Source organism: Paraburkholderia phymatum STM815 (assembly GCF_000020045.1).
Lineage (GTDB): Bacteria > Pseudomonadota > Gammaproteobacteria > Burkholderiales > Burkholderiaceae > Paraburkholderia > Paraburkholderia phymatum.
The window spans coordinates 1094115-1115775 of sequence record NC_010622.1 but is presented as its reverse complement, the minus strand read 5'-3'; the positions used below and the strand labels follow the sequence as shown (position 1 = coordinate 1115775).

Here is a 21661-nt window from a genome sequence, read left to right as displayed (position 1 = left end):
CGGGCGTCTGCCGCGATGAGCTTTGGCTGGTCGAGCGGTTTTTGGGTATCATCGAAACACACTCAAGCTGGAGTTCATGTCATGTCACTGGTCGCTGACAAAGCGCTGTCCGCACAAACGTCCCCGCCTTCCGCCGATTCCGCCCGCGCTTCGTCTCCCGCTTCGCTTCCCTGGGTCACGCGTCTCGTGTCGATGGACACGGTCAGCCGCAATCCGAATCTCGGACTGATTGAAACAGTGCGCGATTCGCTGCGCGAGCGCGGTATCGAAGCGACGCTCACGCACGACGAAAGCGGCAAGTGGGCGAACCTGTTCGCGACCATTCCGGCGCATGACGGCGAGACCCAGGGCGGGATCGTGCTATCGGGCCATACGGACGTCGTGCCCGTCGACGGCCAGAAGTGGGACAGCGATCCCTTCAAGCCGGAAGTGCGCGGCGACAAGCTTTATGGGCGTGGCACGTGCGACATGAAAGGCTTTATCGGCGCAGCATTGACGCTCGTGCCGCGGATGCAGCAGACGAAGCTCGCCAAGCCGATCCACCTCGCGTTCTCGTTCGACGAAGAAGTAGGCTGCGTAGGCGCGCCGCTGATGATCGCCGATCTGATGAAACGCGGCATCAAGCCGGACGGCTGCATTGTCGGCGAGCCGACCAGCATGCGCCCCATCATCGCGCACAAGGGCATCAATGCGTACCAGTGCTGCGTGCGCGGCTTCGCGGCGCATTCGTCGCTGACGCCGAAGGGCTTGAACGCGATCGAATATGCGGCGCGCCTGATCTGCTTCATCCGCGACATGGCCGACCAGTTCCGCGATCAAGGTCCGTTCGATCAACTCTACGACGTCCCGTTTACGACGGCGCAGACCAGCACGATCAAGGGCGGCAACGCGATCAACACGGTCCCGGCCGAATGCAGCTTCGAGTTCGAGTTCCGCAATCTGCCCACGCTGGACCCCGAGCCGATCTTCGCGCGCATCGATCAATACGCGCGCGAAACCCTGCTGCCCAAAATGAAGCGCGAGCACGAAGCGGCCGCGATCGAGTTCACGAAAATCGCTGCGGCGCCTGGGCTCGACGCAACGGAGCAGGCGGCCATCACGCAACTGGTGCGCGCGCTCACCGCCGATCAGGACAAGCGCAAGGTCGCGTACGGCACGGAAGCGGGCCTGTTCTCGCTGGCGGGCATTCCGAGCATCGTATGCGGTCCCGGCGACATCCAGCAGGCGCACAAGGCAAATGAGTTCGTCACGCTGGACCAACTCGCGCAGTGCGAACGGTTCCTCGAGAAGTTCATTCACAGCATGTCGGTCGATGCGGCGCACATTGACCCAAGCAGTTGAGAAGGCAACAAGCACAACAACACGGCACAAGAACGCGGACCTCACCCACTTGCGAGTACGCACGCCATGTCCACTGCCACGCCGCACCACACCGACCGCACGATCGACGGCGAGCCGATACCGACGCTCGACGATATCGCCTCGCAGCACTTCGCGTTGACGCCGTGGGTGGTGCGAACGCCCGTATTCGACCGGATGGATTTTCCGACGCTCGAAGGCACGCTCGTCAACTTCAAGTTCGAACTGCTACAGGCAGGCGGCAGCTTCAAGGCGCGCGGCGCGTTCACGAATCTGCTTGCGCTCGACGCGGCGCAACGCAGCGCGGGCGTCACCTGCGTGTCGGGCGGCAATCACGCCGTGGCCGTCGCGTACGCGGCAATGCGCATGGGCATTAGCGCGAAGGTCGTCGTGATGCATGCGGCGAATCCGGCGCGAATCGCGCTGTGCCGCCAGTACCGCGCGGAAGTTGTGATGGCGGACAACGTGAACGACGCGTTCGAGATCGTACGGCGCATCGAAGCCGAGGAAGGCCGTCACTTCGTGCATCCGTTCAACGGCTACCGCACGGTGCTCGGCACTGCGACGCTCGGCTACGAATGGGCCACGCAGACACCCGACCTCGATGCCGTGATCGTGCCCATCGGCGGCGGCGGACTCGCGGCGGGCGTTTCGACCGCGCTGCGCCTCGCGAATCCGCGTGTGCACGTGTACGGCGTCGAGCCGGAAGGCGCGGATGTGATGAACCGCAGCTTCGCCGCGAATCACACCGTCAAGATGAGCCATATGCATTCGATCGCCGATTCGCTGATGGCGCCGCACACGGAGCAATACAGCTACGAGCTGTGCCGCCGTCATATGGACCGTCTCGTCACGGTCACGGACGACGCGCTGCGCGCCGCGATGCTCACGCTATTCAAGCAACTGAAGCTTGCCGTCGAACCGGCGTGCGCAGCCGCCACGGCCGCCCTGCTGGGCCCGTTGCGCGAGCAACTGCAAGGCAAGCGGGTCGGCGTGCTGTTGTGCGGGACCAATACCGATCCCGTCACGTTCGCCGCGCATATCGAACAGGCGCGAGCGGCCGAAATCTGACTCGGTCATATGCCTGGTTGCTGCGGGCGCGGCGTTTGCAAACACCGACGGTTCTTCGTCACTTCTGCGACATATCCGCCAACCGAACCGGCCATTTCCATGCGTGATGGCGATCGGACGCTGAATCGTTTCACGCTGCGTCGATCGTTGGCTATTATGTCGCCATCGACTTCAAGGAGAACTGCCCGATGAGCTTAGTCACGGAATTCAAGGAATTTGCCCTTAAAGGCAACGTAATGGACCTCGCGGTCGGTGTGATCATCGGCGGCGCGTTCTCGACGATCGTCAACTCCGTCGTCAAGGACCTGATCATGCCCGTCGTTGGCGTGGCGACGGGCGGCCTCGATTTCTCCAACAAGTTCATCCTGCTCGGGCACATACCCCCGAACTTCAAGGGCAACCCCGATTCGTACAAAGACCTGCAGACGGCAGGCGTCGCCGCGTTCGGCTATGGCTCGTTCATCACGGTCGCGATCAACTTCGTGATTCTCGCGCTGATCATCTTCATGATGGTCAAGTTCATCAACAAGCTGCGCGCCCCGGCACCCGCCGAAGCGGCCGCCCCGCCGCCCACGCCGGAAGACGTGCTGCTGCTGCGCGAAATTCGCGATTCCCTGAAAAATTCGCCGCGCGTCTGACCGCGGAACACTGAGGCGGCATGGGCGAGGCGCCGCCCCCGAATGACACCAGGGCCTGCCGATCGACACGCCCTTGTCGTTTTCACCCAACGCGGACGGTGCGCCCGCTAACCCGTCCGTGCCTTGCCTGCCCCTTTCTGCAACTTGGCGACGGCTGCACCCTCGATCACCTGCTCGAGCTGCGAGAAATTCACAGGCTTGGTCAGATGCGAGGTGAAGCCCGCTTCGAGGCAACGCCGGATGTCCTCTTCGCTGCCGAAGCCCGTCAGCGCGACGGCGGGCGCATCGTCGCTTTCGCGGAACGCCTTGATGAAATCGAGGCCCGTGCCGTCGGGCAGCCCGACGTCGCTGACGATCAGATCGAACCCGGCGCTTTGCGTCGCGGCGAGCGCATCGGCCACGCGCCCAACCACCGTCACTTCGTGGCCGAGCGCGCGCATGAGTTGCGACATCACTTCGGCCGTGTCCGCGTGGTCTTCAATCAGGAGGATGGTCAGCCCCCCCGCCGACTGCACGCTCGCCGCCTCGGGCGCGGCCCGTTCGGCGAGCGGCTCCTCGGCCGTGGGTAGTGTGATCGTGAACGTCGCGCCGCAGTGCGCGCCTGGGCTTTGTGCCGTCACGGTGCCGCCGTGCGCGTCGGTGAGCGCCTTCGTGATCGCGAGCCCGAGGCCCAGGCCGCCGAACTGCCGCGACATGTTCTGACTGCCCTGCTCGAACGCATTGAAGAGCTTGCCGATCTGCTCCGGCTCGATTCCGACGCCCGTATCTTCGATCGAAATCTGCACATGCATCCGTTCGTCACGCGTGCGCACGTAGATATGACCGCCGTCCGGCGTAAACTTCGCGGCATTGCGGATGAGGTTCCATAGCATCTGCTGCAGCCGCGCGCGATCGGCGAGCACGAAATGATGCTGCGCGCGCGTGTCGACGTGCACGTCCTGCTGCTTGGTCTGAATCTCGCTACGAAACAGTTCGAGCACGCTGCCGATCACCTCGTGCACGTCGACGGTTTCCAGCGACAGCCGCAGCTTGCCGTTCGCCACCCGCGTGAGATCGAGCAGATCGTCGATCAGCCGCGCTTCGAGTTCGACGTTGCGGCGGATCATGACGACGCCCGCGCGCACCGGCTCGGGCAGATCCGGCATGATTTCGAGCATGCGCGCGCCCGCCAGCACGGGCGTGAGCGGCGTGCGCAGTTCGTGCGACAGCATCGCGAGAAAGCGGTCCTTTGCGCGGTTCGCTTCTTCGGCCGCTTGACGTGCGGCCTGCTCGGAGGCGAGCAGGCGCTCGCGCTCCTCGATGGCTTCGCGTTGCGATTGGATGTCCGTGCAATTGCCTAACCACTTGCTGATGACGCCGCCCGCATCGCGCACCGCGGCAATGCGCACGTCGAACCATCGGTACATTCCGTCGCGCCGCCGGATCCGGATTTCGCTGCGAAAGTCGCTGCCGTCGCCGCGCGCGGTCCTGAGCCAACTGCGCCGCGTGTCTTCGCGCTCGTCGGGATGCACGGCGTCGAGCCACGCGAGACCCAGCGCGTTCGAGCCGTCCAGCCCCGTGTATTCGATCCATTGCTTCGAGACGAAATCGCAATCGCCATTCGCACTGCACGTGAAGACGAGGTGTGGCAGCGCCTCCGACAGCATCCGGTAATGCGCCTCGCGCTCGCGCAGCCACAGCGCTTCCGCGGACTCGCGCTGCAGCCGCATTTGCGACAGCACCCGTTCGACGGCTTCGGGCAGATAGTCGAGATAGTCGCCCGCTTTCGGCACCACGTCGGACACACCCGCGCGCAACGCTTCGATCACGCGCGACTCGTCGGTGAAGCCGGTGACGAGAATCGCGGGAATGCGCACGCCTTCGCCGCGCAGACGCCGGAAAAAATCGAGCCCCGTCTCGGCGCCGTCGAGCTGGTAGTCGAGCACGATCAGATCCGGCGGACTCGCGACGATCGAGCGATGCGCGGCCTCGACGCTGCTGCTCAGTTCGACCCGGCAGCCTGCGCGCTCCAGCGACTTGCGTGCGAGGCGCAAGATGCCTTCGTCGTCGTCGACGACGAGCACGAGGGCTGCGGGTGCCGTGAATGCGTGTTCTGTCATGCCAGATAATCAGTTCAATGGGACGGACGAGGACTTCAGTGGTGCACCGGCTGCGTGAACTGTCGGCACGAACCTCGGTGCTCAGGCGGGCCCATAGCGCTGGCCCGGCGGCAGCTTCACGACCTGCAGGAAAAAGCCGAGACGCCGCACGGCCTCGATAAACGCATCGTATTCGACCGGCTTCGTGATGTAGACGTTGCAGCCGAGTTCATAGCAGCGCTCGATTTCGCGCGGATCGTCCGTGGTCGTGAGGACGATCACGGGCATCGATGCCGTCGACGGCGACGCCTTCAGCCGCCGCAGCACCTCGAAGCCATCGACCCGCGGCATCTTCAGATCCAGAAGCACGACGTAATTCGCCAGTTCGTCGCGCGACGGTCGGCCGTCTGTGCGATCGCCCGCGCACGGCTCGCCGAAGAAATAATCCAGCGCTTGCTGGCCGTCGGCCAAGCGGACAAATCCATTTGAAATACCCGCGCGCCGCAGATTGCGCTCGACGAGCGTAGCGTGCCCGTCATCGTCTTCGACCAGCACGATGCCGACCGACTTACCGATCGCTTCCTGCGACATATTCCCTCCGGCGCCTTGTTGCACCTGCGTTGTGCGGTATGCGTTTTGCGTTCACCGTTGGCTGCGACCGCGTCCAATGGTACGACCCACTGCCCGATATTATGCGGGGTGTCGGCTGACGGCATCTCGCACGTTTGCACATCCGCGACGCACGGCTTCACGGATGCTCACGATCAGTGGCGCAGCGGGTGATCGGGCAGCGTGAAGAAGAATGTCGAGCCCGCGCCTTCCGTCGATTCGACCCACACCCGCCCGCCATGACGTTCGACGGTGCGCCGCACGAGCACAAGGCCGACGCCCTCGCCGTGCGCGACATCGCCATGCAGCCGCTGGAACGCACGAAATACTTTCGACATATACGCGGCGGGAATCCCCAGTCCATTGTCGCGCACAAAGTATGTGCGCGTGGGGGGCGCCGGGTCGTGCGCGCCGTCTTCCTGTTGCGCGTCGAGCGCACCGATTTCGATGCGCCCCGGCCGCGACGGATCGAGAAAGTTGACCGCATTCGACAGCAGCTGGCTGAACACCTGCTCAATCGCAGACGGGTCGCCCCATGCCGTCGGCAGCGCGTGGACGACGACGATGGCATGACGCTCGTCGATGCGCGGCTGCAGCGCATCGACGACGCGGGCGACCGCGCGCCCGACGTTCACACGCTGCCACTGATAATCGAGCCGGCCCGCACGCGAAATGCGCAACAGCGCTTCGATGATGGCCGCTGCGCGCGTCACCGACGAGCGCACGAAGCGCAGCGATTCCTGCACGTCGCCGTCCAGCACATGCGCGAGCCGCTCGTATTCGTCGGCGGGCAGGCCCGCCGCGACGACCGTCGCGCGCAGCTCGTCGCACGAAACCTGAAGTTCCTTCGAGAAGCCCTGCATGTTGACAAGCGGCGAACGCAGATCGTGCGACACGCTGTAGACAAACATCTCGTTGTCCTGCGTCTCCTGACGCAGCGTCTCGTTGACGCTCGCGAGTTCCGCCGTGCGCGCCTGCAGCGAGACCTTGAGTGCGCCCTGATTCTGTTCCGCGATGCGCAACTGCCCGCTCGTGCGATGCAGCGCGGCGTCGAGCGCCGCGATTTCATCGTTGCCCGCCAGCGGCGCGGGCAGCGGCTGCCCGTCGGCGAGCCGCTGCGCATTGTCCGCCAGCACGTCGAGCCGCCTGCCGATGCCGCGCGCAAACGCAAACGCGGTACCTGTCCACAGCAGCATCGAGCCGATCACGGCACCCACCAGCGAATATTGCTGACGCTGGCGGGTGCGGGCGAGTGTCGCGTTGCGCTCGCCTTCGAGCCGCGATGCTTCGTCGATGAAACCATGCAACTGCTCGCGAAACGCCACCACCTGCGCGGGCAACTCGCCGCCTTCAAGCGTGACGAACGGCTTCATCGTCGCACCCGTGCGCAGCGACTGCGCGACGGACAGCGCCTGCTGCCGGTAGCTGTCGACGGCCTCCCGCATGCGCTGCACACGCGACGCCTGATCGGGTGTGTCGGCGACCGCCTGCTCGAGACGCGCGAGCCGGTCGCCGATATCGACCCACGCAGCATGACGTTCCATGAGTGCCACGTCGCCTGCCACGATCCCCGCGCGCACACGCGCAACCTGCCGCAGCACCGGGTTTTCGAGCGCAGCAGCCTGATACAGGATCTGCCTGCTGTCCGACGAACGCTCGACAGCGGCCGCCGTTTTCGTCTGCATGTCGAAGACGACGCCGAGCAACGCCAGTTCGATGGCGCTCGGCAACGCAATCAGCAGTAGACCTTTGGTGAACAGTTTCATGGATGCCTGGCGCGGTGCGGCACGAACGTCCATTGCGTGCCGCGTTCCCGACATGTGGAATGGGCGCGCGAATGATGAGTCGTGCGCATGCATCATCGCTATGCGCCGCACGCGTAGCGTCGCCCCACAACGAACGCCATCGATACTTTCACTCATGCGCTGCGTCCAGCGCCCGGGCGGGCCCCTTGGCAGACCCCGCGCGTACGCGTCGAAGGCCGCGCCGCCGCTGGGACGCGGCCATTATCGACGGGTGCAACGGATATTTCAATGCGCGCGAGAAGGTGCTGGCGCACATAAAAATGTCTTTTTTTACGGGTCCGGAAACACGGCCAGCGCGGGTGAGTCTATTATTGAGACCAGATGCACAGGGGATGCGAAAGCGCACGGCGACGCGATTCGGCCTGATTCGCACGGACGATGGAGTGAGACAGACGAATCACCGTGTATCCGGCATTTTCGTATGCTATAAAAGATCGACGTGCGGCGCGCGAAGCCGGGAGTGGTCGCATGAGGACGCTGCGTTTCTTGCAATTCTTTTTCAGGCGAGTTTTTATGTCCTTCCCGAAAAAGCGCAGGCGCGCGAAGGTGGACGGCGACGAGTCGTTCCTCGCCGTGCTGCGGCACTTCAAGCCATTCGGTCAGCTCGACACCAAGATTGCACGCGCCCGCGCGCAGGACGAGCCCGTGCTGTACGCGCATGTGTTGCCGGGACTCGACGTCCTGTTATGTAGCGTGCGCGGCGCACATCCGCCCTATCCCGCCGTCGCCGAATTGCGCAGGCGCTGCATCGAATCGATTGCGAACGCGCTCGAGCAGCCGCTCGACGGACTCGAGAACGGCGGCTATTGGTACGAAGCGGACGGCTTCGGCTTCCTTGTGTTTGCCAGCCGCGCCAGAGCGCGCATCCTGCCCGAGTTCGGCGCGACACGCACAGCGGCCAGCGCGCGGCGTGGCATGCGTCGTCAGGATGCGGCGGGCGACGCGACGCCCCGCTCGTTGCGCTGAATCCCATCCACTCGCTCACGCAGTTCACGCAGAGACACGGCCACGGCCGCGAGATTCGCGGCCGTGGCGCTTTTGCGGGCGGTTCTGGTCGGAGCGTCTGGTCGGAGCGTCTGGTCGGAGCGGACAACGCTCGCGTTAATCAGCTTCCCTTGTAATCCGCTGCGTGTGCGGGTCCCGGCAAGGACGCGCCATTGACGGGCGCAGCCGGCTTCTTCGACGGCGCGGAAGCCGGCGCCGCGTCCGATGCGCCCGGCGTTCCGGCGGGCAGCTTCACGCCCTTGCCGCCTTTCTCGCGCTGTCCCGGCGGCGGGGCGGTCGGATGCTCGGCCTGCATCGCCGTCATCAGTTGCTGACATGGCAGCGGCTTGTTGTTGCTCGGCGCAATCAGCGGGATCAGCGCAGCGAACGGATTGATCAGACCGAGGCCGATCATTGCGCCGCCGCGCACCGCGAGCGCCGCCGCATTGACGCCGACGTGCGGATCCTTGAACGTGCCTTTCACGTAGAGAGGCGAGCGCAGCGTGAAAACGCGGAAGCCCTTCGTATGCGGATGCACGCCGAGATCCATCGACTCGTCCTTCATGTTCACTTTGCCGTCGACATTGATCACGGCGTCCTGCGTATCGAGCGCGAACACGCGCGAATCGAGCACGCCGTCCGTCACGACGAAGTCCGCGGCCGCGCAATTGATCTGCACGTCGTGATCCCCGAACAGCTTTTCGTAGACGACGTTCGCGACATTCAGCCCCGCCGCTTCCATCAGCAGCAGACTGATGGTGCCATCCGTGACGAGCATCTTCACTTCGCCGTTCGACGTGCTCGCGAGCGCCGCGGGCGAATTGCCCGTCGCGGACAGCTCCGCATCGCCGTTGATTTCGCCGAGCGCGCTCTGCATCGTCTTCGCCGTCGGCAACAGCTGCTTGAGTTTCAGATGGCGCGCCTGCGTCGAGAAACGGCCTTTGAGCGGCGTCGTACTGCCGTCGAGATGGATATCCGATGCGAGCGAGCCGCCCGCGACGCCGAATTTCAGCGGCTCCATCGACAACACACCATCCGTCATCACGAGGTGCGTGTACAGATCCGTGATGGGCAGCGCCGGATCCTTGATGATGCGACGGCCCGTGAACTTCACGTTCGCGTCGATTGCCTTCCAGCGGTCGGTCTTGAACTGCTCCGTCGGCAGCGCCTTGTTCGATGGCTGGCGCGCGGTGTCGCCGCGCTTTTTCTTGCTCGCGTTGCTGTCCGCGCCGATGACTGGCGCGAGATCCTTGAACTGCAGCAAGTTTGAGACAAGCGTCCCTTCGAGCAACGGGCGCGTCGGGCGCTGCGTATACACGAGTGTTCCGTTCAGATCGCTGCCGCCAACCCGCCCTGTAAAATTTTCATACCGGAACACGCTCGCGCCCTGCTTGAAAGTGCCGATCAGATGGCCTTCCGTCGCGTACGGTGGCGTCTCCGGCAGCGTGATGCCCGTGAGATCGTAGAGATGATCGAGGCTCGTCCCCTGCAGCCAGAGCCGCAAGTCCACGGCGGCGAGATGGGCGGGATCGGTGACGGTGCCGACGAGCGCGATACGCAAGTCGCCCGCCTTCACGTCCGCCTGCACGGGGAAAGGCCGCGACCTGTCCTGCAGCGCGAGCACGCCGCCCAGCTTGCCGCTGCCCGAGACGGTCGAGCGGTTGTAGGTACCCTTCACCGTCCAGCCTATGCCGTACTGCGGCGCGGTCTGCCGCGGCGCGACAGCCGTGCCCGCGGATGCGCCTGTTGAACTCGCAGGCACGGCCGGCGACGCGCCAGCGCCTGCCGTGGCGGCCGCTTCGGATGCCGTTGTTGACGCGCCCGACGCGGGCGCACCCGGCGCCACCGCGGACGCGGCCGATGCCCCGGATGCCGCCTTCGCCTGCGCGGTCAGTTGCTTTGCGCCCCGTTGCCCGACGACTTCGGCCGACGATTTGCGCGACGCCTCTTGCTGCTGCTTCAGCGCTTCGCCGATGGGTATCGGCTGACCCAGCGTATCGACGACCGCCTGCATGTCGATCTTCTTCTGCTGATCCGAGAGTGCAATCATGCCCTTGTTCAACTGGATGTCGTGCAGATCGAGCTTCCACTCGGACGGCTGGGCGGACGACTTCAGCTTGAAGGTCCAGTTGTTGCGTCCGTCGAGCAGCCGCTCGAGATCGACTGAGGGGTTCACCAGATTGATCGCGGGAATCACGATGTCGTGCGCGAGCAGCGGCAGCACCTTGACCTGGAAGTCGATCTCGTCGAGCGTCGCAAAGTGTTTCTGGCGCGTCCAGTCGGGATTGGCGATCGTGATGTTCTGCGCGGAAAAGCGCGGCCACAGGACCCAGGCGCGCCAGCCCGTTTCGCCGACGGGATGGCGCCAACCGACTTTCAGATCGCCTTCGATCGCGAAGGGCCGGCCGATCGCTTCGCTAACCTTCTCGTTCACATAGGGCCGCGCGCGATTCCAGTCGAAGGTGAGAATGAAGATCACGAGGACCGCGATCAGTATCAGCAACGCGGCGATGAGCCATGCGAGCGTCTTACCTATCGTCTTGCCGATCGTCATGCGGGCCGAATGCAGCACAGCCATGAGGGCTCCCGAGAATGCCTCGTCATTCGACTTCGCAGCACGTGCTGTGCCCGCGTGTCCGCTTCGTTATCATGATGCGCTGCGACAGTTTTCTATGACCATGCCCCACAATACGACTCCCACGGACGCGCCCATCGTCGACGCGCATGACATCGTGCGGCGCGATGCGACGCGCGGCCAAACGCTGCTGCAGCCAGCCCGCATCGCCATTCGCCCGGGCGAGCGCATCGCGATTACGGGCCCGTCGGGTTCGGGCAAGAGCGTGTTCATGCGCGCGCTCGCGCTGCTCGATCCGCTCGATGGCGGCGAGGTGCGATGGCGCGGCAAGCGGATTGCGCGCGCAACGATCCCACGCTATCGACGCCACGTCGCGTATATCCGTCAGCGTCCCGCGCTGCTCGACGGCACTGTCGAAGACAACTTGCGCTACCCGTACACGCTGCATGCGTATCGCGACGTGCGCTTCGATCGCGCGCGCGCGGCGGCGCTCGCGTCGCAGGCGGGCCGCTCAAGCGATTTTCTCGATCGATTCGCGAGCGAGCTGTCGGGCGGGGAAGCGCAGATCGCCGCCTTGATCCGCGTGCTGCAACTCGAGCCCGACGTGCTGCTGCTCGACGAACCCACTGCGTCGCTCGATCCCGAGTCCGCGCTCGCGATCGAAGGACTCGTGCGTGCGTGGTTCGACGCCGCACCGCGGGCGCGCGCGTGGCTATGGGTATCGCACGATCCCGCGCAGGCGGCACGCGTCAACAACCGGCATCTGACGATGCGCGCGGGCGTCCTCGACAACCCGCATGCCGCGCCGTTAGCTCACGTAACGGAGTCCTCGCGATGAGCCTGCAGAGCCTCAGTCTCTGGGACGTCGCGCTGGCGGCGCTGCTGATCGTCGTGAACGGCGCGCTGTCGGTGGCGCTGAAGCTCGATCTCGAACGCAAGCTCGCCTGGGCCGCGGTGCGAACCGTCGTCCAGCTGCTGGCGATCGGCTATGTGCTCGCGTGGGTGTTCGCGTATAACCGCTGGTACGTCGTGCTGCCGCTGATGGTCGTGATGACGCTGATCGCGGGACTCGCCGGCGCGGGACGCGGCACGCGCACCTACGCGGGTCAACGTGCGGACAGCATCATGTCGATCTGGGCCAGCGCGTGGCTGGTCGCCGCCGTCGGACTGTTTCTCGTGATCCGCATTCGCCCGTGGTACGAGCCGCAATATGCGATTCCGATTCTCGGGATGATTCTCGGCAATACGCTGACGGGCGTGTCGCTCGGCATCGAGCGGATGACGGAGGAACTGACGGCGCGCCGCGACCGCGTCGACATGGCGCTGGCGCTCGGCGCGACGCGTTGGGAAGCGGCGCAGGGACCGGCGCGCCAGGCCGTGCGCGCGGGCATGATTCCGACGCTGAACCAGATGGCCGTGGTTGGCGTGGTGAGTCTGCCCGGCATGATGACGGGCCAGGTGCTCGCCGGGCAGTCGCCGGTGCAGGCGGTGCGTTACCAGATCGTGATCATGTTTCTGATCGCGGCGGCATCGGCACTCGGCACAGTGGGCGCCGTTCTGCTCACCTACACGCGGCTATTCTCGCGAGAGCACCGGTTTCTGGCGTCGCGGTTGGTCGAGCGGCATCCGGGACGCAGTTGACGCTGGCCACGGACGCGCTTTCACTTCGATTCGTATGACGGCGCGTGACATCCGTGTCATGCACGCCGCATGCAGCCACGTGTGGATTAGCGTTTCGCCGACACTGCCACCTGCGAGCCGTCGCTGAGCGTGAGCGTCTTGGTGCTGCCGTTGGTCGGCATCGTGAAGCGCAGCACCTGGCTCACGCTCGTATAGTTGGGACACTTGAGCGACTTGCCGTTGTTCGACACGATCTTGGTGCCCTTGGGCGTTTGTGCCTGGAAGTTCATCTGCACGGTCGCGGTGCCGTCTTTCGCAACGACGGGTGCGAAGCGGATCTGCGTCTGCCGGATCATTGCGCCGTTGGGGTCGAGGGGCAGCGACGCCAGGTCGGGGCAATCGCTGTCGACGGCGACGGGGCCGCCGGGCGGCACGGTTTTCCACGTGAAGTCGTCCGATTCGCCCGAACGGATGGTGCGCGTTTCCTGCGAATTGCCGAACTGCTTCGACGTGACTTTGACCGTGTAGCGGATGGGCCCGTCCGTGGCTGCCTGGGACGTGACGGTGATCGGCGTGGCCGCGCGCGCCGGCAATACGGCGAGCGCAAGCGTTGCGCATGCGAGAGAAGCCACAACAGAAACGGCGGGAAGTTTGACGCTGATGCTCATACTGTCACCTCGTTGTTGGGCAGCTGCTTGGGCATCTGGTGCTGTGTTGTCGCCGATCGCGCCGTTTGCCTCACAGCGGTTTTTCTTCCTGATGCACGTGAAGTCTAACGCCAAGCGTGGCGTGTGTGGCGCGGTGTTTCCCCCGCTTGTCAGCGCAGTGTTTTTTCTTTGTCTGCGACTAACGCCGCGGACAAGGATCAAAACCCTGTCAACACCAACTTCCCAATCGCCCGCCCCTCCTCGAGCAGCTTGTGCGCGCGCCGCACATTCTCGGCATTGATCTTGCCGAGATGCTCCCCAACCGTGGTCCGCAAGATCCCCGCGTCGATCAGACGCGAAACCTCCGTCAGCAACTTATGCTGCTCGATCATGTCCGGTGTGCCGAACATCGATCGCGTGAACATGAACTCCCAATGAAACGCCGCGCTCTTCGCCTTCAACAGTTCCACAGGAACCGGCTTCGCATTCTCCACGATCGTCGCAATTCCACCCTGCGGCTTGATGACGGCAGCCGCCGCCGGAAAATGACGATCGGTGTCGTTGAACATCAACACGTAATCGACCTCCTCGAAGCCGATCTGCTTCAGTTGCGCAGGCATGTCGCCGAAGTGATCGACGATATGATCCGCGCCCAGCTCCTTCGCCCATCTCGCCGACTCGGGCCGCGACGCTGTCGCAATCACCATCAGCTTCGCCAGCCGCTTAGCCAGCTGGATGCCGATCGAGCCCACCCCGCCCGCGCCGCCGATAATCAGCACCGTCTTGCCCGCATCCGCACCCTGCGGCGACACGCCCAGACGGTCGAACAGCGCTTCCCACGCGGTGATCGCCGTCAACGGCAACGCGGCAGCATGCGTGAAATCCAGCGACGCCGGCTTGCGGCCCACAATGCGCTCGTCGACGAGATGAAACTCGCTGTTCGCGCCCGGTCGCGTAATGCTGCCCGCGTAGAACACCGGGTCGCCTGGCTTGAAAAGCGTCACGTCGGGTCCGACGGCTTCGACAACCCCCGACGCATCCCAACCGAGCACACGCGGCGTCTTCTCAACAGTGTCCTTCGGCGCGCGGACCTTGTAGTCCACCGGGTTCACGGAAATCGCCTCGACTTTCACGAGAATGTCATGACCCACCGGCTGTGGCTTGTCGATCTCGATGTCGACAAGCGACTCGGGATTGTCGATGGGAAGGTAATGAGTCAGTCCAACGGCTTTCATGACGGCTCCTTGATTCGTGTGGTGTGTCCTGAACGGTTTCGCAAACGGCGGCATGGCACGGGTTCAAAGTGAAGCCGCTCGCGTTGACTCCACTGTAGAAAACTCTTTACGCTGCGAGAACCAACATAATCACTGAAACATTTTCTGAAATATCCAAATAATCGATGACCACGCTTTCCCACATGGCGCCCGGGGCGTCCGCCGAGCGCGACCGGCTCGATCTGCTCGACGTCGCGCTGTTCGTGCGCGCCGCCTTGCTCGCGAACGTGTCGGCGGCGGGACGCGATTTCGGCTTGTCGCCCGCCGTCGCCAGCGCTCGGATCGCGAACCTGGAAAAACTGCTGGGGGCGCGTCTGCTGCATCGGACGACGCGTCGCGTCAGCCTCACGCAGGAAGGTGAGGTGTTCATGGCGCGCGCCGAGACGCTGCTCGACGCGGCAGCCGCCGCGCGTGCTTCCGTCGGGCGCGGACAGGCCGAGCCGCAGGGTCGGCTGCGCGTGTCGATGCCGTCGTCGTTCGGGCGGCAGCATGTGTCGCCCGTGATCGCAGCGTTCTTGCGGCGCTATCCCGGCGTGAGCGTCGACTTGCGGCTCACCGACACCATCGTCGATCTCGTCGATGCCGGCGTCGATGTGGGGATCCGGCTGGGCGCGCTGAAGGATTCGACGCTGGTCGCGCGGCGCCTCGCGGCAAACCGCCGTGTGATCTGCTGCGCGCCGTCGTATCTCGCCGAACACGGCACGCCGCATCATCCGTCCGATCTCGCGCAGCACGAATGCGTGATCCTCGCCGATCAGCGCGACTGGTCGTTCGTCACGCCCGCGGGGCCGCTGAGCGTACGCGTCGGCGGACGCCTCGCGACCGACAACGGCGAAGTCATTCGCGATGCGCTGCTGGCGGGATTCGGTATCGCGCTGAAATCGACGTGGGACGTGGCGCCCTATCTGCGCAGCGGCGAGCTGGTGACCGTGCTCGAGTCCTATCCGCTCGCCGAAACGGTCGCGATCTGGGCAGTGTATCCGTCGCGCGCCTTCGTGCCACCGAAGACGGTCGCGTTCATCGACTTCCTCGCCGCGCACTTCGGCGATCCGCCGTATTGGGACAGCGGGGACAGCGATAGCAACCGGAACGCGCGCTGAATGCCCGCGCGCCGCGCTCAACGGCGCTTGTCGTTCGTCCCCGCGGAATTTTCGTTGGCATGCGCATCGTTCTGCGTGCGCTCCTGATAGTCGCCGCCGCCGCGCCGGTCGGTATCTTCCAATCCGTGCTCGAGATCGCGATGCGCCTGCTTGCCGATGCCGCGCGGCTCGTGCTCATTCTGCGATTCCGTGCTCTGATCGGATTCGTGCGGCACAGGCGCGGCCTGTTCGCCGAACGGATGCTTGCGCACGTTCGATCGATCGTTGCCTTCGGGACGCGTCGCGTGCGCTTCGTGCTCGTCGCCCGTCGCGTGTTGCTGTGATGTCTTCATGATGCTCTCCCTCGAATGCATGCGATGACGTGGGGCCGCCTCGCGGTCTTGCGTCGTCCGCCATACACCGCCGCTCAATCGCGTTCCGCCGTATCGAGCCTGCGCCGCATGGCGGCTGTGATGCGCTGCCGGGTCTTCGCGTAATCGGCCCACGGATCGCGCTTCAGCGCGTCGAGCCGCTCATGGACGTTCGCGATGTTCCATTGATCGCCTGCCGTGGTCTCGGGCACTTCATCCCACGTGAGCGGTACCGACACCCCCAGGCCAGGACGCGCGCGTAGCGAGTACGCGCAGACGGTGCTCGAACCGCGGTTGTTGCGCAGATAGTCGACGAAAATCTTGCCCTTGCGGTTCTGCGCGCCCATCTTCGCAGCGAAGTGTTTCGGCAGCGCGGTCGCCATATGCTGCGCGACGGCTTGCGAAAACACCTTCACGTCGTCCCAGCCCAGCTGCTTCGCGATCGGCACGACGACGTGCAGCCCCTTGCCGCCGCTCGTCTTGCAAAACGACTCAAGGCCTAGTTCGGCGAGCAGCTCGCGCGTGAGCTGCGCTGCTTCGATCATCCGCTTCCAGCCGAGCGCCGGGTCCGGGTCGAGATCGAACACCATGCGGTCCGGCTTCTCGATGTTCGCGGCCACCGCGTTCCACGTGTGCAGTTCGATCGTGCCCATCTGCGCTGCGCCGACCAGCGCCGCTTCGCTCTCGATCGTCAGCAGCGGCGGATGACCGGGGTCCAGTCCGGGATGCTGCGTGATGTTCGGGATCGCGAGCCTCTGGCTGTGCTTCTGGAAGAACAGCTCGCCGCCGATGTCCTCCGGCGCTCGCACGAGCGCAACGGGGCGGTCCTTCAGATACGGAAGCATCCACGTCGCAACCGATGCGTAGTATTCAGCGAGTTCGAGCTTGCGCACGCCGGTGCTCTTGTCGATTACGCGGTCGGGATGCGAGATGCGTACGCCAGAGACGGTCGCCGCACCCGTCTTGCCGGACGATTTCGCGGCGGCACTGCCGACGCTGGTTGAAGACGCGCCCGCGCGCTTCGTTGTGGTCTTGGGCGCGTCCCGAACATCCGGCATCTTCGACACCCGCTGTTTCGCCGTCGACGTCTTCGTCTGCCCGGCACCCGATTCTTCCGCGATATGTTGCACGTCAGCCCCCTTGCGTGGCGCTTCATGGACGATCTGTTGCGCGGGCTTGTCGCTGCGCAGACTGACGAACGACGCCTGCCGCACGACGCCGTCGCTCGTCCATTCCGCGAAGTTGCATTCTGCGACGAGTTCGGGCTTCACCCAATGCACGCGCGTGCGGCTTCGTTCGCGCGGCTCGCTCGCGAACGGCATCGTCGCCGTTTCGCGCCCGTCCAGTTCCTTCTTGATGGAGCGCAACCGGCTTGCATCGAAACCCGTGCCGACTCGCCCCGCGTATTGCAGCTGTCCCTTCGCGTCATATACACCGAGCAGCAGCGCGCCGAACGCCTCGCGGCTGCCCGCCGGTTCCGTATAGCCGCCGATCACGAACTCCTGCCGGCGCCGGCACTTGAGCTTGATCCACGCGGGCGAGCGGCCCGACACATACAGGCTGTCGCGGCGCTTGCCGATGATGCCTTCCAGCTGCATGTCGCATGCGCTCTTCAGCAACTGATCGGCGTCGAAGCCGAAGTCGGACGAGAAGCGCAATGTGTCGTCGTCGACGGTGTCGAGCAGCGCGCGCAGGATCGCGCGACGCTGTTCGAGCGGCACGCCGCGCAAGTCGTAGCCGTTGAGATACGGTAAGTCGAACAGATAGAGCGTGATGTCTTGCGGACGGTTCGCATCGAAGGCATTTTGCAGCGCCTGGAAATCCGGCACGCCGTGGCTGTCGAGCACCACCGCTTCGCCGTCGAGCCACGCGCTGCCCACACCGACGCGCGCAATCGCCTTCACCTGCTTGCCGAACTTCGCGCTCCAGTCGTTGCCCGCACGCGTGAAAATCTTCACGGGCTCCTTCGATGCGTGATCGATGCGCGCCAGGATGCGGTAGCCGTCGAACTTGATCTCGTAAAGCCAGTCGTCGCCGGCCGGCGCGCTGTCGACGAGCGTCGCGAGCTGCGGCTTGAGCGCGGCAGGCAGCTTCGCCTCGACCGCGCCTTCGATCGACGGATGCTGCGCGAGTTCTCGCAGCGACTGCGAGTTGCGCGTCGCGACGATGTCGGGGCGATCGTCGGGCGTGCCTTTGGCCCTGCGTGACGCCGCCGCCTTCGACGCCCTGACCGACGCGTTCGCACGCTCTTCCCTGGTCTTCCATTTGCCGGCGACGGGTCGGGCCGCTCCTTTTGCACCGCCGCGCGCGCCCGGTGCATCCGACAGCACGCTGCCCTGCCGCTGTTCGAGCACGTCGAAGTCGGCTTCGCTGCGCGCCTCGTCATCGCGCTCCTTGATGAGCAGCCATTGCTCCTTGTCGCCGCTGCCGCGCATATGGCTGCGCACGAGCGTCCAGCCGCCGTGCAGCTTGTGACCCTTCAGATGAAACTTGAGCTTGCCCGCCGCGTACGCGTCGCGCGCGCCCGCTTCGCCGCCGACGGGTTCCCATGTGCCGCGATCCCAGACGATCACGGAACCCGCGCCGTAATTACCCTCGGGAATGTCGCCCTCGAACGAGCCGTATTCGATGGGATGATCTTCGACATGCACCGCGAGCCGTTTGACCGATGGATCGAGGCTCGGCCCCTTCGGCACCGCCCATGACTTCAAGGTACCGTCGAGTTCGAGACGGAAGTCGTAGTGCAGACGCCGCGCGTCGTGCTCCTGGATCACGAACGACAGGTCGTGCTGCCTGGCTGCTTTTCCCGGGGGCGCCGGCTTGGCGGCCTGCCTGCCGTTTCCGCGTGTGGCAACGCCCGACGGCTCTGGCGTTTCATTGAAGCGTCGCTTGCGATGATAGGTCTCGAGCTTGTCGGTCATGATCGAATGCGCTTTCCTGTTGCGTGGCACTTGCCGTTGCCCGCCCGGTCAGCGGCGCGCACCGTGTTCAGGCCGCGCGCCGCTTGCGAGCCGTACGGGAGGCGCCGCCGGACGTGCTCTTGCGCGTGGCCGTCCCGGTCGTGCGTCGCGTGGCTTTCTTCGCTGCCGCGCGACGTTTCGCGGGCGCGGCGTCCTGCTCCTCACTGTCGTCGCTCGCTGCAGCGCGCGCTGCGGGCTTGCCTTTTGCGCCGCGGCCGAGGCTACGCTTGAGCAGATCGGACAAGTCGAGAATATCCGCCGAAGCCCGCGTTTCTCGCGGCGTTTCGACCTCCATCACCTCTTCCGTCATGCCCGCCTGCACCTTCCTGTCGACGAGCGCGAGGATGTCGTCGCGGAACGTGTCCTTGTAGTCGGCGGGATCCCACTTGCCGCTCATGTCGTCGATCAGCTTTTTCGCCATGTCCAGTTCGCGCGCCGTCACGCCCGACTTCCTGGCATTTTCGTCGGGCAGCTTGAACTCGTCGAACGGACGCACCTCCTCGGCCCAGCGCAGCGTGTTCAGCGCGAGCATCGGCCCGACGGGAATCAGCGCGGCCAGATGCTGCTTGTTGTGCATCACGACATTCGCGACGCCGATCTTGCCCGTCGCCTTCATCGCGTCGCGCAGCAACGCATAGACCTTCTCGCCCTTGCGGTCAGGCGTCAGGTAGTACGGCGTGTCGAGATAGAGAAACGGTATCTCGGGCGCTTCGACGAACGCAATGATGTCGACCGTCTGCGTCGACTCCGGGTTCGCCGCGCGAATCTCTTCGTCCGTCAGCACGACGTATTTGTCCTTCTCATACTCGAAACCGCGCACGATGTTCTCGCGCGTCACTTCCTTACCCGTGCGCTTGTTGATCTGCCGATAACCGATGGGATCGATTGAGCGTTTGTCGAGCAGATTGAAGCCGACCTTCTCCGACTTCGTGGCCGGATACAGTTGTACGGGCACATGGACGAGACCGAAGCTGATCGCGCCTTTCCAGATCATGTGAGCCATCGCGCGCTCCCGAAGTTGATCTCTAGATTGATTTCCATGCGAAGCACCAAGCGTGCCCAAGCGTCGTGGCGCGTCGCCACGCACGTCGCGCATGCGGTGTGCGGCAGCGCAGCGCGAGCGCGCTGTAAGACTTGCTTCTCTGCGGAAAAAGCTACGGACGCCCGAGCATGCGTTCGTACGCTTTCATTCGACCGCACACGGCACGGCCGCAAAGCCGCGAAACCGGACGCGTCCGCCGCGCGTGGGCGCGCCGCTCAGCCGATATGACGGAAAGCGCCGCACGAAACGCCCGATTGCAATCCGCGCTTCGAGCCGCGCAAGCGACAGACCCGCGCACTGATGAATGCCGAAGCCGAACGCGAGATGCCGGTTCGGCGTGCGACGGATATCGAAGCGGTCGGGTTCGGCGAACTGCTCGGGATCGCGGTTCGCCGCGCCGATGCACAGCGTGACGGGCGTGCCCGCCGTCACCGGCACGCCGCCGATTTCGGTATCGCGCATGGTCATCCGGTTGCCGAGCTGGTTCGAACTCTCGAACCGCAGGCACTCTTCGACGGCGCTCTCGATCAGTTCCGGCTCGCGCAGCAACGCGGCACGTTCTTCCGTCCAGCTGCTCAATGTGACGAGGCCGTTGCCGATCAGGTTGGTCGTCGTTTCGTGGCCGGCGTTCAGGATGAAGATGCAGTTTTGCAGGAGTTCGACTTCGGACAACTGTTCGCCACCCGCCTCGCCCACTATCAGACGCGTCAACACGTCATGCTGCGGGTCGCCGGGCGCCGCGCGGCGTCGCGCAACGAGGTCCTCCAGATACGCAACGAACTCCGTCACCGCGCGATTGCCGCGTTCGTGCTGCGCGGGGGTGAGCGCAGGTTCGAGCGCGCCGAGAATCGCGAGCGACCAGGCGCGCAACGGCGCGCGTTCGTCGTGCGGCACGTCGAGCAGATTGCCGATCACTTCGACGGGAATCGCGGCCGCAAAATCGCCGATCAGATCGATCTCGCCACGCGCGGCCGCACTATCCAGCAGGCCGTCGACGAGTCGCACGAGCCCGTCTTCCATCGCGGCGATCGCGCGCGCCGTCAGCGCGCCTGCGATCAGCTTGCGCACGCGCGTGTGCAGCGGCGGATCGTTGAAGACGAGGCTCGTCGTATGATGCTCGAAGAGCGGCGTCGCTCCGTATTTCGGCGCGAATTCGACCTTCTTGTCGGAGCTGAACGTCTTCGGATCGCGATAGACGGCCTGCACGTCGCGATAGCGCGTGAGAAAGAGCGACCCGTCCGGCATCCGCTTGACGGGCTCGTGCGTGCGCAGCGCGTGATAGAAGGGATACGGGTCCGCATGAAACGACGCGTCGAGATGCTGTAGATCGAAAGCGCGGGCAATGCCGGCCTCGCGGGACGGGTTCATGTGTGTCTCCTGACGTTATCTTCGCCGCTATAGCAGCTGATTGTTCGAGGCACCAGTATGAACCATGCCGCGGGTGTCCCGAGATAGCCGGGCAACGAGAGCGGAACCGTTACAATAGGCGGATTTTCCGCGCCCGCTTGCTGGCCGTCCATTGCCTGTGCTGTTGCCACTTCCCGCGTCG

17 protein-coding genes are annotated in these 21661 nt (G+C 64.7%); 7 read left to right on the top strand and 10 right to left on the bottom strand.

Annotated features, from left to right (window positions below; genetic code table 11):
• Window positions 1-81 precede the first annotated feature (81 nt).
• The 3 genes from argE (at window position 82) to mscL (ending at window position 3068) form a co-directional block, all read left to right on the top strand.
• Window positions 82-1341 carry an acetylornithine deacetylase gene (argE, locus tag BPHY_RS05040; protein WP_012400401.1) on the top strand — a complete coding sequence of 420 codons (1260 nt, stop codon included), beginning with the start codon at window positions 82-84 and terminating at the stop codon, window positions 1339-1341.
• Between the two features lie 66 nt (window positions 1342-1407).
• On the top strand, window positions 1408-2430 hold the full coding sequence (locus tag BPHY_RS05035) for a threonine/serine dehydratase (RefSeq protein WP_012400400.1): 1023 nt from the start codon (window positions 1408-1410) through the stop codon (window positions 2428-2430).
• Window positions 2431-2618: 188 nt separating this feature from the next.
• Window positions 2619-3068, top strand: a complete 450-nt coding sequence (gene mscL / locus BPHY_RS05030; protein WP_012400399.1) for a large conductance mechanosensitive channel protein MscL — start codon at window positions 2619-2621, stop codon at window positions 3066-3068.
• A gap of 107 nt (window positions 3069-3175) precedes the next feature.
• Here the strand turns inward: mscL and BPHY_RS05025 are convergent, their stop codons facing one another.
• The 3 genes from BPHY_RS05025 to BPHY_RS05015 form a co-directional block, all read right to left on the bottom strand.
• Window positions 3176-5167 carry a hybrid sensor histidine kinase/response regulator gene (locus BPHY_RS05025; protein ID WP_012400398.1) on the bottom strand — a complete coding sequence of 664 codons (1992 nt, stop codon included), beginning with the start codon at window positions 5165-5167 and terminating at the stop codon, window positions 3176-3178.
• Between the two features lie 81 nt (window positions 5168-5248).
• Window positions 5249-5737 carry a response regulator gene (locus BPHY_RS05020; protein ID WP_012400397.1) on the bottom strand — a complete coding sequence of 163 codons (489 nt, stop codon included), beginning with the start codon at window positions 5735-5737 and terminating at the stop codon, window positions 5249-5251.
• A gap of 173 nt (window positions 5738-5910) precedes the next feature.
• Window positions 5911-7521, bottom strand: coding sequence for a sensor histidine kinase (locus BPHY_RS05015; protein WP_041763746.1), 1611 nt, complete (start codon window positions 7519-7521; stop codon window positions 5911-5913).
• Between the two features lie 507 nt (window positions 7522-8028).
• Between BPHY_RS05015 and BPHY_RS05010 the strand changes: the two genes are divergently transcribed.
• Window positions 8029-8526, top strand: coding sequence for a hypothetical protein (locus BPHY_RS05010; RefSeq protein ID WP_012400395.1), 498 nt, complete (start codon window positions 8029-8031; stop codon window positions 8524-8526).
• Between the two features lie 139 nt (window positions 8527-8665).
• On the opposite strand, the gene BPHY_RS05005 is transcribed toward BPHY_RS05010, so the two are convergent.
• Entirely contained in the window at window positions 8666-11122 is a 2457-nt protein-coding gene (locus BPHY_RS05005; RefSeq protein WP_041763303.1) for an AsmA family protein, read from the bottom strand.
• Window positions 11123-11216: 94 nt separating this feature from the next.
• On the opposite strand from BPHY_RS05005, the gene BPHY_RS05000 reads away from it, so the two are divergent.
• Entirely contained in the window at window positions 11217-11957 is a 741-nt protein-coding gene (locus BPHY_RS05000; RefSeq protein ID WP_012400393.1) for an ABC transporter ATP-binding protein, read from the top strand.
• Window positions 11954-12760, top strand: coding sequence for an ABC transporter permease (locus BPHY_RS04995; RefSeq protein ID WP_012400392.1), 807 nt, complete (start codon window positions 11954-11956; stop codon window positions 12758-12760). The genes BPHY_RS05000 and BPHY_RS04995 overlap by 4 nt, the downstream gene beginning before the upstream one ends.
• Window positions 12761-12846: 86 nt before the next feature.
• Here the strand turns inward: BPHY_RS04995 and BPHY_RS04990 are convergent, their stop codons facing one another.
• Both BPHY_RS04990 and BPHY_RS04985 read right to left on the bottom strand, forming a co-directional pair.
• On the bottom strand, window positions 12847-13407 hold the full coding sequence (locus tag BPHY_RS04990) for a DUF6013 family protein (RefSeq protein WP_012400391.1): 561 nt from the start codon (window positions 13405-13407) through the stop codon (window positions 12847-12849).
• Window positions 13408-13604: 197 nt separating this feature from the next.
• Window positions 13605-14621 (bottom strand): zinc-binding alcohol dehydrogenase family protein, encoded by a 1017-nt coding sequence (locus BPHY_RS04985; RefSeq protein ID WP_012400390.1) that lies wholly within the window; start codon window positions 14619-14621, stop codon window positions 13605-13607.
• Between the two features lie 164 nt (window positions 14622-14785).
• Here BPHY_RS04985 and BPHY_RS04980 point away from each other — a divergent pair, with 164 nt between their 5' ends.
• Window positions 14786-15760: a LysR family transcriptional regulator gene (locus BPHY_RS04980; protein WP_012400389.1), complete on the top strand. Its 975-nt coding sequence runs from the start codon at window positions 14786-14788 to the stop codon at window positions 15758-15760.
• Between the two features lie 17 nt (window positions 15761-15777).
• Here the strand turns inward: BPHY_RS04980 and BPHY_RS04975 are convergent, their stop codons facing one another.
• The 4 genes from BPHY_RS04975 to BPHY_RS04960 all read right to left on the bottom strand — a co-directional run bounded on the left by BPHY_RS04975 (window position 15778) and on the right by BPHY_RS04960 (window position 21480).
• Window positions 15778-16092 (bottom strand): hypothetical protein, encoded by a 315-nt coding sequence (locus BPHY_RS04975; RefSeq protein WP_012400388.1) that lies wholly within the window; start codon window positions 16090-16092, stop codon window positions 15778-15780.
• Between the two features lie 74 nt (window positions 16093-16166).
• Window positions 16167-19031, bottom strand: a complete 2865-nt coding sequence (ligD, locus tag BPHY_RS04970; protein ID WP_012400387.1) for a DNA ligase D — start codon at window positions 19029-19031, stop codon at window positions 16167-16169.
• Between the two features lie 67 nt (window positions 19032-19098).
• The gene (gene ku, locus BPHY_RS04965; protein ID WP_012400386.1) at window positions 19099-20073 is read right to left on the bottom strand and encodes a non-homologous end joining protein Ku; all 975 of its coding nucleotides are present in this window, start codon (window positions 20071-20073) and stop codon (window positions 19099-19101) included.
• 183 nt (window positions 20074-20256) lie between these two features.
• Window positions 20257-21480 (bottom strand): cytochrome P450, encoded by a 1224-nt coding sequence (locus BPHY_RS04960; RefSeq protein WP_012400385.1) that lies wholly within the window; start codon window positions 21478-21480, stop codon window positions 20257-20259.
• Window positions 21481-21661: the final 181 nt, after the last annotated feature.